Consider the following 15,342-nt stretch of genomic DNA (forward strand, 5'->3'; position numbering starts at 1 on the left):
TCCGGCCTGCTTCTCAATCGAACTTCAGCAGGCGCTGCAGATATTCCTTTTCCATCTGCGGCGTCAGCGCATTACCAAGTTTGCGGCGGATTTCATCGAGAATTTCACGCGCGCGCTGAATATCGATTTCACCTGGAATCTTGACGTCATCGTTGAGGCCGCTGTCGCCGGTACCTTGCTGGCGCCCAAGCGGGTCCCTTCCCCGACTGCCATTGGCGCCACTTTGCCCCTGACCTTGCTGGCCCATGGCTTGCTGCATTTTCTGCATCATGTCGCGCCCGCCGCGACGCAGTGCATCGAGTGCGCTGCCCTGCTGGTCGCTTGCTTCGGCACCTTCGCTGCGGCCCAACGCATCAGTGGCGTTGCCCATTGATTTTCCGGCATCCGAAAAATCCTTGCCGGGTTCAATACCCATGCCTTTCAAATCGTCCATCAGTTTTTGCAGATCGGATTGAAGGTCCTTTTGCTGCTGCTGCAGCTTGCGCATGGTTTCCGCCATATCGGGTGGCACATCGCCTTTCCCGCCCTGACCGTTCTCGCTCTGGCCGTTTTCGGTTTCACCGCCCGGCTGTCCGCCGCCCATGGAACCGTCATCACCCGGGAACATGTTGTCGCCGAATTCGCCCTCACCATCGCTGCCACCGAATTGGCGTTGCATCTTCTGATCGAGATCGAAGGTTTCGTTCATCGTCTTTTGCTGGCGTTGCATCAGTTCGCCGAGCTTGTTCATCCGCTGCTGCATCTGGCCTTGTTGGCCCTGCTGACCTTGCCCCTGACCTTGCTGGCCCTGTTGCATCTGTCCCATCTGCAGATTGTTCATCAGGTTCTGCAATTGCGACAGCAGTTCTTCCGCCTGATCGCGTGAGCCCTGACGCGCGAGATTTTCGATCTGGTCCATCATGCGCTGGAGGTCTTTTTCCGTCAGCATTCGCGCATTGGGATCGGGAGCGGCTTGGCGCGCATTGGGATTCTGTTGCTGGCGCTGGGCGAATTCCCGCAGGAAATCCTGCATCGCCTTGCGTAGCTCTGCCGAAAGCTTTTCGATCTCCTCTTGTGAGGCGCCGTTCTGGAGAGCGTTTTTCAGGGCCTCCTGTGCTTGCCGCAGGCGCTTTTCGGCGGCGGACAGATTTCCATCTTCGATGCCAAGGGCCACCTGCCACATATAATCCGCTGCATCGCGCAAGGCGTCATCGCTCCTGGCGAGACGAAGACGTGTACCAATCGTGACCAGACCCAGATAATGGGCTGCATTCTTGATGGTTTCGTCCGGGCGAAGCGTGATTGCCGACAGCATGTCGAGCACATGATCGCGTTGCGTCGCATCGAGCGCGAGGATACGGCGCTGTTCCGCAACGGCGCGGGCAAGTGGATTGCTGAAAGGGCGCTCGGGCAAAGTGATGATCTTGGTTTCGCTGCGGCCCGTTTGTCCGGCGGCGTCGGTTACGACCAGCGTGAGCGCAACTTTTTCACCTGCCCAAGGATGCTCGGTCAGGTCTTTCGACGTCGTGGCGTCCTTCACACCGCGGCGCGGCAGTGCAAGCGGCAGTTCCGGTGCATCGTAGAGTGGTGCGGCTTCCTCATCCTCATCATTGTTGAGCGGGATGATCTCACCTTCGGCCTTTACCGGCGCGTAGTCGTCCTCGATCTGATAGGAAAGTTGCAATGTGCCATTCAGCGCGTGTCCCGGCTCTTTCGTGAAGCGGATCGTTGGCGGATTATCCGGCGTGACGACAAATTTCCAGCGGGCATCGGTGCCGGAAAGCGCTATGGTTTCATCCTGCTGCAAATCGTAGCGGAAGTTGCGGCTTCCATCGACGACGGCCTGTTCTGCAGGCTCCTTCTGGTCTTCCTTCGCGTTTACCGGCTGTACGTCGCGGCGCTCGCCCTTCGCATCGGTCGCAGTCAGGCGTTCGGAACCGCCACCGATCACGCGGACCGACAGAATGCTGCCTTGCGGTACATTGATTGCGGCCTGTTCGCTGTCGTTCGTCGTGGTCAGGAAGACCGGAGCACGGCCGGTATAGCGCGGCGGCGTTACCCATGCATCGATGCGGGCAACGGCGGTTCCATTGCTTGGACGGATATGAAAGGCATCGGCAATGCGCCCGCTGTTTGGGCTGAGGCTGTAGGCGAAGGCGGTCATGAAGAGCAGGGCGACCACCGCACGAATGCCGAAGGGATCGTGTTCGGGAACACGCGTATAAGGCAGGCCGGATTGCAGGTTCTTGAGCCGGTCCGCCATGCGGCGCTGGTGTTCCCGCCACAGGGCGACAGCGAATGGATCGTGTTCGCCTGTTGCCATATGGCCTGTCTGGACGGAAAGCGGTTCGTGAACGAGACCGTTGATCGCCTCGATACGACTTGTGACGTCGCTTTCTGCTGGGGTGCGAAACCGGAACGGCAGATAAAGCGCAATGAGGGTGGCAATACCGAATAGCGTCAGCACGCCGATATGCAGCCAACGGGGCATCATGCCGAACAGGCCGAACCAGCTCAGGCTGGCAAACAGACCGACGAGAAGAATCAGCGGCAGGATCAGCGGCCAGAACCGCTCGAAGCTGATCGAAAGAAAGGCACGCAGACGCAGACGGCGCAGGCTGGCGCCATCGCCTGAAAACAGCCGCAGAAAAACATCCCGCGCATGACGCGGCGGGTTTTTCCTGTCGTTGCTGCTATCTGTCTGCGGGGCCGCCTTAGGGGCAGTCATAGGTCTCGTCTTTCGCGTCAGCCGATTTCGGTTCGGCTGACAGGATAACATGCATCATGGCAAAGGCGAGGCTTTGCCCCGAGATTTATGGGCCATGATAAATGTGGGCCATGAATAATTATGGTCGCGAGACCTATAACCATTCCGGTACGGAATCGAGCGCGAGCAGTTCTTCATAGGTACGGCGCGCACGCACGACATGATAACGGTCGCCGTCGACCAGCACTTCGGGGATGAGCAGACGGCTGTTGTAGGTGCTGGAAAGCACCGCGCCATATGCACCCGTCGTGCAGACGGCAATCAGATCGCCTGGAGCAGGCTTTGCCACTTCCCGGTCGAGGCCGAGATAGTCGCCTGTTTCGCAGACCGGACCGACAAAATCGGCACGAATACGCGGCGCATCATCCTTCGGCAAAGTGACAGGCTTGATGTCGTGGAACGCATCATAAAGCGTCGGACGAATCAAATCGTTCATTGCCGCATCCACGATGACGAAGTTCTTGGCGTCGCCTTCCTTGACGAAGATCACTTCCGTTACCAGAAGCCCGGCATTGCCGACGATCAGGCGGCCCGGTTCGAACACCGTTTTCAGGCCCAGCGGCTTGATGTGCTTGGCGACGATTTCTGCATAGGCGACGGGTAGCGGCGGAGGTGTATTGTCTGTGCGGTAGGGAATGCCGAGTCCCCCGCCAACATCGACGTGGCGGATGTTGTGACCGTCGGCCTGCAGTTCCTTGACCAGTTGCGCCATCAGGGCGAATGCATTGTCGAAGGGTTCGAGGTCGATGATCTGGCTACCGATATGCATATCGATGCCGACCACGTCGAGACCGGGCAGGCTCGCTGCGCGCGCATAGGCCTCACGCGCCTTGACGCGCGGAATGCCGAACTTGTTTTCAGATTTGCCAGTTGAAATCTTGGCGTGGGTCTTCGCATCTACATCGGGATTGATGCGCAGCGATACGGATGCGACCTTGCCTGCCTTGACGGCGCGAGCGGAAAGAATTTCCAGCTCTGGTTCGGATTCAACATTGAAGCAATAGATGCCCGCTTCAAGCGCGAAGTCCATTTCGTGTGGAGTCTTGCCAACGCCTGAAAAGACGATCTTGTTGGCCGGGATGCCTGCAGCAAGCGCCCGGCGGATTTCGCCTTCCGAAACGGTGTCCGCGCCGGCACCAAGCTTCGCCAGAGTTTTCAGCACGGCCAGGTTCGAATTGGCCTTCAGCGCGTAGGTCACGAGCGTTTCCATGCCGGCGAAGGCTTCGCTGAACACGCGGAAATGACGCTCGATGGTCGCGCGGGAATAAACGTAAAAAGGGGTGCCAACGGCCTGTGCGATTTCAGGCAGGCTGACATTTTCGGCGTGAAGAACGCCGTTGCGATGTTCGAAATGGTTCACGGGAATGCCCTGCAGCAGAAACTTACAACAGCTTGTCGAGGATGATCGGCTTGTCTTCCTTCGGTTTCGGCTTGGTGTGGCCCTGTTCGTCCGTCACGACGGCGGATGGCGGCGGCTCCAGCGGGCCCTTGCGACCGCAAGCGGCGAGCGTTGCCGCAAGCGCGGCGATCAGAAGCACGGAAGAAATGGCGGAGCGGCCTGTCATCAGCTTTGGTTCCCGAAATATATGATCTTGCTCTAAGTTTTGTCTTTACGCATGTCTTCCAAAACCGGTTCCCACTTTTGGAAGACATGCTCTAGGTCTAACTCATAATGCCCGAAAGTGGAATCATCAGTTCGACAGATGATTCCACATGACGTCATGTTGATCGATTATCAGGCCTTGGTGATGCGCTTCTTCCAGTAACGAATCTGGCGACGCACCTCCTGCGGGGCCGTGCCACCGAAGGACTGACGGCTTTTCACTGATTTCTCGACCGTCAGATAGCCGAAAATCGCATCCGTGATGCCCGGATGAATCGACTGCAGTTCCTCAAGTGAAAGCTTCGCCAGATCGACCTTGCGGCTTTCAGCCAGAGCGACTGCGCGACCGGTGACGTGATGTGCCTCACGGAAGGGCAGCCCCAGTTCACGCACCAGCCAGTCGGCGAGATCGGTCGCAGTGGAATAGCCTGAACCGGCCGCCTTTTTCATTGACGCTACATTGATCGTCAGGTCGCGCACCATGCCGGCCATGGCGGCGATGGCGAGTTCCAGGTTTTCAGCTGCATCGAAGACCTGTTCCTTGTCTTCCTGCATGTCCTTGGAATAGGCGAGCGGCAGGCCCTTCATGATGGTCAGAAGCGCGACCAGCGAACCGTTGATACGGCCTGTCTTGGCGCGGACCAGTTCCGCAGCGTCCGGGTTTTTCTTCTGCGGCATGATCGACGAGCCGGTGGAAAAGGCATCGGACAGCCGCACGAAATTGAATTGCGGCGTCGACCAGATGACGATTTCTTCCGCAAGGCGCGAAAGATGACCGGCGCAGATGGCGCCAAGCGACAGAAACTCCAGCGCATAGTCGCGGTCGGAAACGCTATCGAGAGAATTGCGGGTCGGTTCGCGGAAGCCAAGCGTTTTGGCGGTCATGTGGCGGTCGATCGGGAAGCCGGTGCCTGCAAGGGCTGCAGCACCCAAAGGCGATTCGTCCATACGTTCGATTGCGTCACGCACGCGCGACAGGTCGCGACCGAACATTTCGACATAGGCCATGCAATGATGACCAAAAGTGACAGGCTGCGCGGTCTGGAGATGGGTGAAACCCGGCATGACCGTCGCCGCATGTTCTTCGGCGCGTTCCAGAAAAGCTTCGATCAGATTCTTGAGGGCGGCGGCGGTCTTTTCCAGTTCCTGCTTCACCCAGAGGCGAAAGTCGACGGCCACCTGATCGTTACGCGAACGGGCGGTGTGGAGCCGTCCGGCGGACGGGCCGATCAGATCGGCAAGCCGCGCCTCGATGTTCATATGAATGTCTTCGAGCTTGCGCGAGAAGGTGAACTTGCCGTCCTCGATTTCCTTGAGGATGGTTTTCAGACCATCTTCGATTTGTCGATGGTCTTCTGCCGCAATAATGCCTGTCTTTGCCAGCATGGCTGCATGGGCGAGCGAGCCTTGAATATCCTGCGCATAGAGCTTGCGGTCGAAGCCGATCGATGCATTGATCTCTTCCATGATCGCATCGGGCCCTGAGGCAAAACGGCCGCCCCACATCTGGTTGCTTGATTTTTGTTCGCTCATGCTCATATGCCCCGAGTGACGGTTTGGCGGAATATTGGAAAGAAGTAACGCGACATGGCAGAAGACAACGAAAAGGCGAATTCCGAACAGCAGGCGAAATCGGGAAATCGCAAGATCGTCCTTCTTGCCGCCCTTGCCGGTGTCATTGCCGGTATCGGGGCGGTATACGTGATGGAGCGCCCTTCTGGCAATGTGGTTGCCCAGAATGTTTCGACGAATGTTTCAGCGGAAAGCGATGAAGCTTCGGCGCAATGCGTGTTGAAAGCGGATAAGCTTAAGGCACTTGATACAGCTGCGACCGGGGGCGTGGCGGCGATGCGTGCCGCTGAAAAGCCGATTTCCGTCTCGCATATTGCTTTCACAGGCCCGGACGGCAAGCAGATGACTCTCGGCGATTTTAAGGGCAAGACACTGCTGGTCAATCTCTGGGCGACGTGGTGCGCGCCATGCCGCGAGGAAATGCCCGCTCTCGACAAGCTCGAGGCCGAAAAAGGCGGGGCCGATTTCGAGGTCGTCGCAATCAACATCGACACCGGCTCGGATGACAAGCCCAAGGGCTTTCTGAACGAAATTGGTATCAAGAATCTGACGCTACACCGGGACGCTTCCATGTCGAGCTTCAACGAACTGAAGCGCAAGAATCTGGCCTTCGGCCTTCCGGTGACGCTGCTGGTCGACAAGGACGGCTGCCAGATTGCATCCATGAACGGTCCAGCACCTTGGGATAGCCCGGAAGCGGCTAAACTCATCGAAGCGGCAAAGAATCTTTAGCCTCGACAAACGACGAAATCAGTGGCTTGCTCCCTTTTCAAGAGAGGGAGCCGCCCATGAGCCTTGAAGTCTGGCTTGCATTTTCCGCCGCGTCCATCGTGCTTCTGGTCATCCCGGGGCCGACCGTCTTGCTCGTCGTCTCCTATGCCTTGGGTCAAGGTTGGAAAGCGGCTTTCCCGATGGCTGTCGGTGTCGCCCTTGGCGACTTTACCGCGATGACGCTTTCCATGCTTGGCGTGGGTGCGCTGCTGGCAGCGTCGGCAACCGTGTTCACCACCGTTAAATGGGCAGGTGCCGCTTATCTGATCTGGCTCGGCATAAAACTGTTTCGCGCTGGTGGAACACTTCATGCCAGTGCCCGACACGACAAGGTGCATCCGGCGCGGATGCTGGTTCATGCGTGGCTCGTGACAGCGCTCAATCCGAAGAGCATCACCTTTTTCGTTGCTTTTCTTCCGCAGTTTCTTAGCCCGCACCGGGATTTCCTCACCCAGATGCTGGTTTTCGAAAGCACGTTCCTCGTGCTCGCTTTTCTCAATGCCTTTGCCTATGCACTTCTGGCAACCCGCGCACGCCGCTTCTTCTCAAGCGAACGCGCGCTGCGCATTTTCAATCGGGCTGGCGGAACATTGCTGATCGGTGCTGGCGTCGCGACCGCCTCAATGCGATCAACCTGAGACGAAACCCGCACGTTTTAGCCGGACGATGGCAAGATCAAGTGCGGAAAGGAATGCAGAGCGGTCCTTGGGCGAAAATGGAGCGGGTCCGCCTGTAACTTCGCCTGCGGAACGCAAACTATCCATCAGATTGCGCGTCGCCAGCGTGTTGCCGATGGTGTTTTGGGTGTGAACGCGTCCGTTCGGTGCGATCACCGAAGCGCCTTTTTCGAGCGAGCGGCTGGCCAAAGGAATGTCGGCGGTAATCACGATTGCACCCGGTCGCGAATTCTCGGCAATCCAGTCGTCAGCGGCGTCGAGCTTGTCCGATACGATAACCCGTTCGACACGCTCCGCATCGCGGGGAATGGCAATGAAACTGTTGGCCACCAGCATGACCGGCAGATTGTGCCGTTCCGCCACGCGATAGATTTCAGCTTTCACCGGGCAGGCGTCAGCATCGACGAGAATGCGGATGGTTTCAGGTTCAATGTTCATGCCGCTTCATAAAATGCGGGCGGCTGTTTGGCAAATTCAACGCTGCGATCAGTTTTATGCGATAGGCGTTTGCCGCAAAGCGGTATAAGGCGGGCCGCGAAAGTGAGAGTTCTGCCATGGCCGCCCGTTTGTTCCCCGTCATGTTTGTCCTGCTTTGGGCCACCGGTTTTATCGGAGCCGGGCTTTCCATGCCTTATGCCGAACCATTTACTTTCATGGCGGTGCGTTTTTCCATCGCGGCTGTCATCATGACACTTTGGGCGCTAGCGAGCCGGAGTATCTGGCCGAAAGGCGATGTGCTTCTTCATGCGGCGATTGCCGGTTGTCTCATCCACGGCGTTTATCTTTCCGCCTTGTTCTGGGCCGTTCACCACGGCCTGCCTGCGGGAATGTCCGGTCTGGTGGCGGGCCTTCAGCCGATGTTGACCACGCTGATTGCGGCCATTCTTCTGGGAGAACGAGCGAGCGGGCGGCAATGGACAGGGCTTCTGATCGGTTTCTGCGGCGTCGCCATGGTGGTATGGCCGAAGTTTTCGGCTGGCAGCGGTGTCGATCCGAAAAGCCTGGCGGCGGCATTTTTGGCTGTGGTGGCGATCAGCACTGGCACAGTCTGGCAGAAGCGGTTCGGCACGGCTGGTGATCTCAAGGCCGGGACGGCGGTGCAATATATCGCTGCGGCCATTTTGACTGCTATCTGTGCCTTTGCTTTCGAAACACGCGTCATGATCTGGTCGCCATCGCTGATTTTTGCGCTGGTCTGGCTGACGCTCGCCATTTCTATCGGTGCCATTCTGGCGCTTCTCGTCATGATCCGCGAAGGCGCCATGTCGAAAGTCGCATCGTTGTTTTATCTGGTGCCCGGCACCGCCGCGATCATGGCCTATCTGATTTTTGGTGAAACGCTATCGGCAATCCAGATTGCAGGTATGGTGGTGACGACGCTTGGCGTTGCACTGACTACTTTACGTCGATGAGCTCGGGTTGTTGTTCGCGCTTGCGAAAAATCATGATCGCGGCGTTTATTTCCGCACCGATGATGAAAATTGCTGACAGCATATAGAGAAAGACGATCGCCACCATGATGGAGGCGAGGCCCGCATAGGTCGTTACATAGGTGGCGAAAGTTTCCAGATATTTTGCAAAGGCCATTGCGGCGGCAAGCCAGGCGATGAGCGTGATCAATATGCCGGGCAGGATATCGCCGAGGCTGCGCCGTCCGGCTGGAAGCCAGATATGCACCATGAACAGTGCCAGAACCAGAACCCCCACTGCCACAGTATAGCGCCAGAAGGCAATCGTGCCTGTGAACGGCGCTATATCGGGAAACCATTGTTCGGCAAGACGCACGGCAAGCGGGGCCAGAACCAGCAGAAAGCTGATTGCCATCAGGCTCAGAGTGCCGACGAGAACGAAGCCCAGACTTTGCAAGCGGCAGAAAATGATCGAGCGCTGGTCGCTGACGCGATAGGCTCGGTTGAGCGCGATGCGCAGCGCCTCCACGCCATTGGAGGCAAAATAGGCGGCTGCGATGACACTGAGCGTTAGCAGTCCGCTGCGCTGCACGGTCAGCACGTTCATCACTTCGTTGGCAATTGGGGCAGCGATGTTCGACGGCCACATATCGAAGATGACATGCACCGCCGTATCGGCGAATTCCTTGGTGCCGAGAAAGCTTGCAAGCGTGGTGGCAAAGATGAGGAACGGAAACAATGCCATCAGGCCGGAAAGGGCAATATGGCTGGCGAAGGCCCAGCCATCGTCCGAACTGAAATGACCGATGACATCATAGGTGATCTGACGGAGAAAACGTCTGATTTTTCGCATCCGCAGATTTGTCCCTCAAAGCCTTGGTCGGTATTCGATAGTGTTCAGCCGGTGTTTCAAGGCCTTAAATCTAGCATTGGTCTGCGGATTGCAAGGGCGGGACCCGTTTTAAACCGGAGCCGAATCAAGCAAGCTTGGCGAAACGGCAGCGGGAAACGAACATATGGCTCCGGCACAAACCGGTCAGAACCGACAGCGTAATATCATTATCACCGGCTGTTCCTCCGGTATCGGTGCCTATTGTGCCGAAGCACTGCACAGTCAAGGCTGGCGCGTCTTTGCGACCGCCCGCAAGGATGCGGATATTGCGGCACTCAAGGCAAAGGGAATGGAAGCCCATTATCTCGACTATACGGAGCCGCAGTCGATCGCGGTCTTAGCCGATGAGGTGCTGCGCCAGACGGACGGCAAGCTCGATGCCCTGTTCAATAATGGTGCTTATGCTCAACCCGGCGCGATAGAGGACTTGCCGGTCGAAGCCTTACGCCAGCAGTTCGAAGCCAATTTCTTCGGTTGGCACGACCTTACCCGACGCTTGGTTCCGGTCATGCGCAGGCAAGGGCATGGGCGCATCGTGCATTGCTCGTCGATCCTCGGTCTCGTGCCGATGAAATGGCGCGGTGCTTATGTGGCGTCAAAGTTTGCGCTTGAAGGGCTGATGCTTGCGCAGCGCATGGAGCTGGAAGGTTCCGGTATCGATGTGTCGCTGATTGAACCCGGCCCGATTGCTTCGCGCTTCACTTACAACGCCGCCAGCCATGCTAGAGCCAATATCGACATGGAAGCTTCGGTGCATCGCGAGCTTTACCAGCGCCAGATGGCGAAACTGGAAGGTGGCGGTACAAAATCCAAGAACAAGCTTGGACCGGAAGCCGTCTATGCTGTACTGCTTCATGCATTGGAGGCGCCGCGTCCCCGCCCGCATTATGTGGTGACGAGACCGGCGAAACTTGGGTCACTGGCACGACGTCTGATGCCTGCCCGCTGGCTCTACCGGATGCTGTCCGACCAGTCATGAGGTCAGGGACGGTGCGCATGGGAAGGAAATAAAATGGACGTTCTGTTCAAGGGCGCGGCAATGGTGGCCATGTTTGCTGTGGCCGTCGTTCTGATCATCGGTCTGCGCAACATGATGCGCGGCGGTGACGGCAATTTCTCGAACAAGATGATGCAGCTGCGTGTTTTCCTGCAGTTCATTGCCATCGTTCTGATCGTTGGTGCGATCTATTTTGCCCGCCAGAAAACTGGCCAGTAAATATGGTCAAGCTCAACAAGATCTATACCCGCACGGGCGACAAGGGCACGACCGGACTTGCCAGCGGACCACGGCGGCTGAAGTCGGACCTGCGCGTCGAAGCCTATGGCACGGTGGATGAAACCAATGCCTGCATTGGCATGGCGCGCCTTCACACCGGCGGCGAAGATAATCCTCATGCGCAAATCGATGCCATGCTGGGTCGTATCCAAAATGATCTTTTCGACCTTGGTGCGGATCTTTCAACCCCGGATGACGGCAAGCCGCTCGCCTATGAACCGCTGCGCATCGTCGCATCGCAGGTTTCGCGTGTGGAAGCCGATATTGATCTCCTCAATACCGATTTGCAGCCGCTGCGTTCGTTCATTCTTCCGGGCGGTTCGGCGGCATCGGCTGCATTGCATCTCGCTCGCACGGTTTCACGCCGGGCCGAGCGCCTGATGGTTGCGCTTGCCCGCGTCGAAGGAGAGGTCGTTTCGGCGGAGGCTTTGCAATATATGAACCGCCTCTCCGATTTCCTGTTCGTGGCGTCGCGAACCGTCAACGATAACGGCGCGCAGGACGTTCTCTGGGTGCCCGGCGCCAACCGCTAATCAGACGCCACGTCTGTTGCCCCAGATCAGCACGTGAAGCTGGGGCAGGACGTGCGCTTCGTACCAGCCATCCGCAATTACCTTTTCGACCAGCCATTCCATTCGCCGCATGATGCCGTCGATATCGATTGCGGCATCATGTGCTTCGGGCGGCGGCGGTGTGTGATTGCCGGGCTGGAGATAGACCGGTAGACCGGAATATTGACTGGCTACATCTTTCGCGAAGGCATAATCGGCATCGTTAAAGATGACGAATTTCAGCACCGTTCGCGGCGTTGTGCCTGCAGCCTCGACACAGGCCGCCAGCGCGTCGAAATCGGAGCTCATGCCGCTTGAAGGTGGTTTTGGGCTCAGTACCAGTGCGTCGAGCGCGGAAAACCAGTCTTGCGCGACCGATCCTTGGGTTTCCAGTGCAAAGCGATAGCCTTCGGTCTTGCCGTGCTCGATCAAGGGCCCCAGCGGTTGAATGGCCGGATTGCCGCCCGAAAGTGACACTGTTAGTGGCTTATTTCGGGAAAGTGTCGTCACTTCACCCCAAATCGCTTCAACACTCATCGCCTTCCACTCGTGGCGAAAGCGGCTTTCGACGGCGTGCAGGCTGTCGCACCAGACGCAGCGATAATCGCAGCCACCGGCTCGCACGAAGACGGTCGGCTCACCGATCAGCACACCTTCGCCCTGTATCGTAGGGCCGAAAATCTCTGCGATGCGTATTTGCTTCACGGTCTGTACTCGGCCCATGTCTTGGGCGTTTCACTGACCCGCACGGCGGAAATTTCCGGCCAGCGCGCATAACACCATTCGAAAAAATGCCGGGCAAGGGTTTCAGCCGTGCTCTGGTCGTGGCCCAGAACATCGTTGAGATGGCGGTGGTCAAAACAATCATCGATGTAGCGCTTGAACGGTGCCAGCTCATGATAATCACGGACAAAGCCGTGCTGGTTAAGATCGTCAGCCGAGAGCTCGACCTCAACAATATAATTGTGGCCGTGCAGGCGGGCGCATTGATGATCGTCCGGGAGGCCAGTCAGTTGATGCGATGCGGAGAAATGAAATTCCTTGGTAATGCGAAACATCAGGCGTTCCTCTTCTCGATTGCCGAGCGCCAGAAATCCGCATCTTCATAGAGGGTCGGGTCTTGGATGCCGGCGAGATGGAAGGCTTCGCGTCGCTCGACGCAGGTGCCGCAGCGTCCGCAGTGATGTTCACCGCCCTTGTAGCAGGACCAGGTCGCTGCAAAAGGCGTACCGTATTTTGCGCCGTCGATAACGATGTCGGCTTTGGATGCGTGCACATAAGGCGCGAGCAGTTTTATGTCTGCATAACCGTCCAATGCATGGTTCTGCATCGTCTGGAAAGCATCGATAAAACCGGGGCGGCAGTCGGGATAAATGAAGTGATCGCCGCCATGGACGGCAAGGGCTATCGCCTCGGCTTTTTGGGCAGCGGCTACGCCGAATGCTATTGCCAGCATGATCGCATTGCGGTTCGGAACGACGGTGATCTTCATCGTTTCTTCGGCATAGTGTCCGTCCGGCACATCGATATTGTCAGTGAGGGCGGAGCCGGTCAGGCTGGCACCGATGTTGGTGATATCGATGATCTGGTGGGGAACGCCGAGCCTTTCGGCGCAGGCTTTGGCCGAATCCAGTTCCTTTTTGTGACGCTGGCCATAGTCGAAGGAGAGGAGGGCGGTGAGTTGGTGTTCGGTTGCTATTCTGTAAGCAAGCGAAACGGAATCGAGTCCGCCGGAGCAGACGACGAGCGTTTTCATAAGTCAGGGTTCCTTGTTTTGACCGGGTAGGCTGCGACCGGATTGCGAGGCGTTACCTAAAGCATGGCGCATCGCTTGTAAACGACATGAAAACGGGAGGTGTCGGGTTGCTCGGTTTTGGAATGACCTCTTGTCAGAATAAATTGATTTTAATCGATATAGCGGCCTGTGCCTGATTGACGTGCACGTCAACCGTCTTTAGGTTTCGTGCCGGTTCCCGGCGGATAGGCAGCGCATTTGCGTCATAACCCAAGTTACGCTGGTGCCGCTTTCATGTCGGATTTTGACATGCGGGTGGGAGTTCACGGCGGCATAGTCGTGCTGCAAGAGTCATTGAAGAGGTAATCGCGGATGAAAGTCCTTGTCGCAGTGAAACGGGTTGTCGATTACAACGTAAAGATCCGTGTAAAGGGAGACGGTTCGGGCGTTGAGCTTGCGAACGTCAAGATGTCGATGAACCCTTTCGATGAGATCGCGGTTGAAGAAGCGATCCGTCTGAAGGAAGCGGGCAAGGTGACGGAAATCGTCGCGGTTTCGGTCGGCCCGGCACAGGCACAGGAAACGCTGCGTACCGCACTTGCCATGGGCGCCGATCGTGCGATCCTGGTGAAGTCGGACGAAACGGTTGAGCCGCTTGGCGTTGCCAAGGTTCTCAAGGGCGTGGTCGATGCGGAAAAGCCGGATCTCGTCTTCCTCGGCAAGCAGGCAATCGACGATGATTCCAACCAGACTGGCCAGATGCTTTCGGCCCTTCTCAACTGGAGCCAGGCGACGTTCGCCTCGAAGGTGGAACTGGGCGACGGTTCGGCCAAGGTAACGCGCGAAGTTGATGGTGGTCTCCAGACCATCGACGTGAAGCTTCCGGCTATCGTTACGGTCGATCTTCGTTTGAACCAGCCGCGCTATGCGTCGCTGCCGAACATCATGAAGGCCAAGAAGAAGCCGCTTGACGAGAAGTCGCCTGCCGATTTCGGCGCCGACATTGCGCCGCGTCTCAAGGTCCTGAAGACTGAAGAGCCGGGTGGCCGCAAGGCTGGCGTGAAGGTCGGTTCAGTTTCTGAACTGGTCGAGAAGCTCAAGGCCGACGGCGTACTCTAAAGAAATCGGAAGGGACGATATAAATGGCTATTCTTCTTATTGCCGAACATGACAATGCAACCCTTTCCGACCAGACGGCGAAGGCGCTGACGGCAGCTGCCCAGATCGGCGGCGACGTGGATGTTCTGGTTGCAGGCAAGGGCGCGAAGGCTGCAGCCGATGCCGCCGCCAAGCTCAAGGGTGTGCGTAAGGTTCTGCTCGCTGAAAGTGATGGACTGGAAAACCGTCTGGCCGAGCCAACGGCCGCTCTCATCGTGGAACTGGCAGGCAATTACGACACGATCATTGCTCCGGCAACGACCTCGGCCAAGAACATCCTGCCGCGCGTTGCAGCGCTTCTCGATGTGATGCAGTTGTCCGAAATCATGGAAGTCGTGTCGGCTGATACGTTCAAGCGTCCGATCTATGCGGGCAATGCGATCCAGACGGTGCAGTCGACAGACGCCAAGAAGGTCATCACCGTTCGTACGGCTTCGTTCCAGGCGACTGCTGAGGGTGGTTCGGCTGCAGTTGAAAGCGTCAATGCAGCAGCCGATCCGGCGCTGTCGAGCTTCGTCGGCAATGCATTGTCGGATTCGGACCGTCCGGAACTGACCTCTGCCAAGATCATCATCTCCGGCGGTCGTGCGCTCGGTTCTGCCGAAAAGTTCCAGGAAGTGATCCTGCCGGTTGCCGACAAGCTCGGTGCAGCGGTCGGCGCAAGCCGTGCTGCAGTCGATGCGGGCTACGCGCCGAACGACTGGCAGGTTGGCCAGACCGGCAAGGTGGTTGCCCCGGATCTCTACATCGCCGTCGGAATCTCTGGTGCGATCCAGCATCTGGCCGGTATGAAGGACAGTCGCGTGATCGTGGCGATCAACAAGGACGAGGAAGCGCCGATCTTCCAGGTGGCCGATTACGGCCTCGTCGGCGATCTCTTTACGATCCTGCCGGAACTGCAAAAAGCGCTTTAATCGATCAGAAAGCGGCGGGCTAGTCCCGCCGCTTTTTC

At 57.6% G+C, this 15,342-nt stretch carries 17 protein-coding genes; 8 read left to right on the forward strand and 9 right to left on the reverse strand.

What is annotated here, in order from left to right:
• Positions 1–13: 13 nt before the first annotated feature.
• The 4 genes from AC1RHM_RS19410 to argH form a co-directional block, all read right to left on the reverse strand.
• The gene (locus AC1RHM_RS19410; RefSeq protein WP_151607517.1) at positions 14–2,707 is read right to left on the reverse strand and encodes a TIGR02302 family protein; all 2,694 of its coding nucleotides are present in this window, start codon (positions 2,705–2,707) and stop codon (positions 14–16) included.
• 133 nt (positions 2,708–2,840) lie between these two features.
• The gene (gene lysA, locus AC1RHM_RS19415; protein WP_036584694.1) at positions 2,841–4,106 is read right to left on the reverse strand and encodes a diaminopimelate decarboxylase; all 1,266 of its coding nucleotides are present in this window, start codon (positions 4,104–4,106) and stop codon (positions 2,841–2,843) included.
• A gap of 22 nt (positions 4,107–4,128) precedes the next feature.
• Positions 4,129–4,311, reverse strand: a complete 183-nt coding sequence (gene lptM, locus AC1RHM_RS19420; RefSeq protein WP_006467922.1) for an LPS translocon maturation chaperone LptM — start codon at positions 4,309–4,311, stop codon at positions 4,129–4,131.
• Between the two features lie 170 nt (positions 4,312–4,481).
• Entirely contained in the window at positions 4,482–5,882 is a 1,401-nt protein-coding gene (argH, locus tag AC1RHM_RS19425) for an argininosuccinate lyase (protein WP_010657529.1), read from the reverse strand.
• A 54-nt stretch (positions 5,883–5,936) separates the two neighbouring features.
• On the opposite strand from argH, the gene tlpA reads away from it, so the two are divergent.
• Together tlpA and AC1RHM_RS19435 are read left to right on the forward strand one after the other, a co-directional pair.
• Positions 5,937–6,653, forward strand: coding sequence for a thiol:disulfide interchange protein TlpA (tlpA, locus tag AC1RHM_RS19430; protein ID WP_029929736.1), 717 nt, complete (start codon positions 5,937–5,939; stop codon positions 6,651–6,653).
• A 56-nt stretch (positions 6,654–6,709) separates the two neighbouring features.
• Complete coding sequence (locus AC1RHM_RS19435) at positions 6,710–7,330, forward strand: LysE family translocator (RefSeq protein WP_010657527.1); 621 nt, start codon at positions 6,710–6,712, stop codon at positions 7,328–7,330.
• Here the strand turns inward: AC1RHM_RS19435 and AC1RHM_RS19440 are convergent.
• Positions 7,322–7,807, reverse strand: coding sequence for a YaiI/YqxD family protein (locus AC1RHM_RS19440; protein WP_010657526.1), 486 nt, complete (start codon positions 7,805–7,807; stop codon positions 7,322–7,324). The two genes, AC1RHM_RS19435 and AC1RHM_RS19440, sit on opposite strands and share 9 nt — an antisense overlap.
• Positions 7,808–7,923: 116 nt before the next feature.
• Between AC1RHM_RS19440 and AC1RHM_RS19445 the strand changes: the two genes are divergently transcribed.
• Positions 7,924–8,781, forward strand: coding sequence for a DMT family transporter (locus tag AC1RHM_RS19445; RefSeq protein ID WP_010657525.1), 858 nt, complete (start codon positions 7,924–7,926; stop codon positions 8,779–8,781).
• Here the strand turns inward: AC1RHM_RS19445 and AC1RHM_RS19450 are convergent.
• The gene (locus tag AC1RHM_RS19450; RefSeq protein ID WP_010657524.1) at positions 8,765–9,631 is read right to left on the reverse strand and encodes a YihY/virulence factor BrkB family protein; all 867 of its coding nucleotides are present in this window, start codon (positions 9,629–9,631) and stop codon (positions 8,765–8,767) included. The genes AC1RHM_RS19445 and AC1RHM_RS19450 overlap by 17 nt on opposite strands.
• 163 nt (positions 9,632–9,794) lie before the next feature.
• Here AC1RHM_RS19450 and AC1RHM_RS19455 point away from each other — a divergent pair, with 163 nt between their 5' ends.
• From AC1RHM_RS19455 to AC1RHM_RS19465, 3 genes are read left to right on the forward strand one after another with little or no spacing between them, the layout of a single operon-like run.
• Entirely contained in the window at positions 9,795–10,649 is an 855-nt protein-coding gene (locus AC1RHM_RS19455) for an SDR family oxidoreductase (protein WP_010657523.1), read from the forward strand.
• A gap of 33 nt (positions 10,650–10,682) precedes the next feature.
• Positions 10,683–10,886, forward strand: coding sequence for a twin transmembrane helix small protein (locus tag AC1RHM_RS19460; RefSeq protein ID WP_010657522.1), 204 nt, complete (start codon positions 10,683–10,685; stop codon positions 10,884–10,886).
• A gap of 2 nt (positions 10,887–10,888) precedes the next feature.
• Positions 10,889–11,479 (forward strand): cob(I)yrinic acid a,c-diamide adenosyltransferase, encoded by a 591-nt coding sequence (locus AC1RHM_RS19465; RefSeq protein ID WP_010657521.1) that lies wholly within the window; start codon positions 10,889–10,891, stop codon positions 11,477–11,479.
• Here the strand turns inward: AC1RHM_RS19465 and queE are convergent, their stop codons facing one another.
• Genes queE through queC form a run of 3 tightly spaced genes read right to left on the reverse strand, consistent with a single transcriptional unit; the run spans position 11,480 to position 13,253 of the window.
• On the reverse strand, positions 11,480–12,220 hold the full coding sequence (gene queE, locus AC1RHM_RS19470) for a 7-carboxy-7-deazaguanine synthase QueE (RefSeq protein WP_029375799.1): 741 nt from the start codon (positions 12,218–12,220) through the stop codon (positions 11,480–11,482).
• On the reverse strand, positions 12,199–12,555 hold the full coding sequence (gene queD, locus AC1RHM_RS19475) for a 6-carboxytetrahydropterin synthase QueD (RefSeq protein ID WP_010657519.1): 357 nt from the start codon (positions 12,553–12,555) through the stop codon (positions 12,199–12,201). Before queD ends, queE begins: the two co-directional genes overlap by 22 nt.
• Complete coding sequence (gene queC, locus AC1RHM_RS19480) at positions 12,555–13,253, reverse strand: 7-cyano-7-deazaguanine synthase QueC (RefSeq protein ID WP_010657518.1); 699 nt, start codon at positions 13,251–13,253, stop codon at positions 12,555–12,557. The genes queD and queC overlap by 1 nt, the downstream gene beginning before the upstream one ends.
• A gap of 351 nt (positions 13,254–13,604) precedes the next feature.
• On the opposite strand from queC, the gene AC1RHM_RS19485 reads away from it, so the two are divergent.
• Both AC1RHM_RS19485 and AC1RHM_RS19490 read left to right on the forward strand, forming a co-directional pair.
• Positions 13,605–14,351 (forward strand): electron transfer flavoprotein subunit beta/FixA family protein, encoded by a 747-nt coding sequence (locus tag AC1RHM_RS19485; protein ID WP_010657517.1) that lies wholly within the window; start codon positions 13,605–13,607, stop codon positions 14,349–14,351.
• 23 nt (positions 14,352–14,374) lie between these two features.
• A complete protein-coding gene (locus AC1RHM_RS19490) occupies positions 14,375–15,304 on the forward strand; it encodes an electron transfer flavoprotein subunit alpha/FixB family protein (RefSeq protein ID WP_010657516.1) in 930 nt (309 codons plus the stop codon).
• The last annotated feature ends 38 nt before the right edge of the window (positions 15,305–15,342 follow it).

Source organism: Brucella sp. GW823-FHT04E01 (assembly GCF_058796175.1).

What these genes read in the sequence shown, in the direction of transcription:
- AC1RHM_RS19410 (WP_151607517.1), bottom strand. Translation starts at nt 2,707, where the DNA reads ATGACTGCCCCTAAGGCGGCCCCGCAGACAGATAGCAGCAACGACAGG.
- lptM (WP_006467922.1), bottom strand. Translation starts at nt 4,311, where the DNA reads ATGACAGGCCGCTCCGCCATTTCTTCCGTGCTTCTGATCGCCGCGCTT.
- argH (WP_010657529.1), bottom strand. Translation starts at nt 5,882, where the DNA reads ATGAGCGAACAAAAATCAAGCAACCAGATGTGGGGCGGCCGTTTTGCC.
- tlpA (WP_029929736.1), top strand. Translation starts at nt 5,937, where the DNA reads ATGGCAGAAGACAACGAAAAGGCGAATTCCGAACAGCAGGCGAAATCG.
- AC1RHM_RS19435 (WP_010657527.1), top strand. Translation starts at nt 6,710, where the DNA reads ATGAGCCTTGAAGTCTGGCTTGCATTTTCCGCCGCGTCCATCGTGCTT.
- AC1RHM_RS19440 (WP_010657526.1), bottom strand. Translation starts at nt 7,807, where the DNA reads ATGAACATTGAACCTGAAACCATCCGCATTCTCGTCGATGCTGACGCC.
- AC1RHM_RS19445 (WP_010657525.1), top strand. Translation starts at nt 7,924, where the DNA reads ATGGCCGCCCGTTTGTTCCCCGTCATGTTTGTCCTGCTTTGGGCCACC.
- AC1RHM_RS19450 (WP_010657524.1), bottom strand. Translation starts at nt 9,631, where the DNA reads ATGCGAAAAATCAGACGTTTTCTCCGTCAGATCACCTATGATGTCATC.
- AC1RHM_RS19455 (WP_010657523.1), top strand. Translation starts at nt 9,795, where the DNA reads ATGGCTCCGGCACAAACCGGTCAGAACCGACAGCGTAATATCATTATC.
- AC1RHM_RS19460 (WP_010657522.1), top strand. Translation starts at nt 10,683, where the DNA reads ATGGACGTTCTGTTCAAGGGCGCGGCAATGGTGGCCATGTTTGCTGTG.
- AC1RHM_RS19465 (WP_010657521.1), top strand. Translation starts at nt 10,889, where the DNA reads ATGGTCAAGCTCAACAAGATCTATACCCGCACGGGCGACAAGGGCACG.
- queE (WP_029375799.1), bottom strand. Translation starts at nt 12,220, where the DNA reads ATGGGCCGAGTACAGACCGTGAAGCAAATACGCATCGCAGAGATTTTC.
- queD (WP_010657519.1), bottom strand. Translation starts at nt 12,555, where the DNA reads ATGTTTCGCATTACCAAGGAATTTCATTTCTCCGCATCGCATCAACTG.
- queC (WP_010657518.1), bottom strand. Translation starts at nt 13,253, where the DNA reads ATGAAAACGCTCGTCGTCTGCTCCGGCGGACTCGATTCCGTTTCGCTT.
- AC1RHM_RS19485 (WP_010657517.1), top strand. Translation starts at nt 13,605, where the DNA reads ATGAAAGTCCTTGTCGCAGTGAAACGGGTTGTCGATTACAACGTAAAG.
- AC1RHM_RS19490 (WP_010657516.1), top strand. Translation starts at nt 14,375, where the DNA reads ATGGCTATTCTTCTTATTGCCGAACATGACAATGCAACCCTTTCCGAC.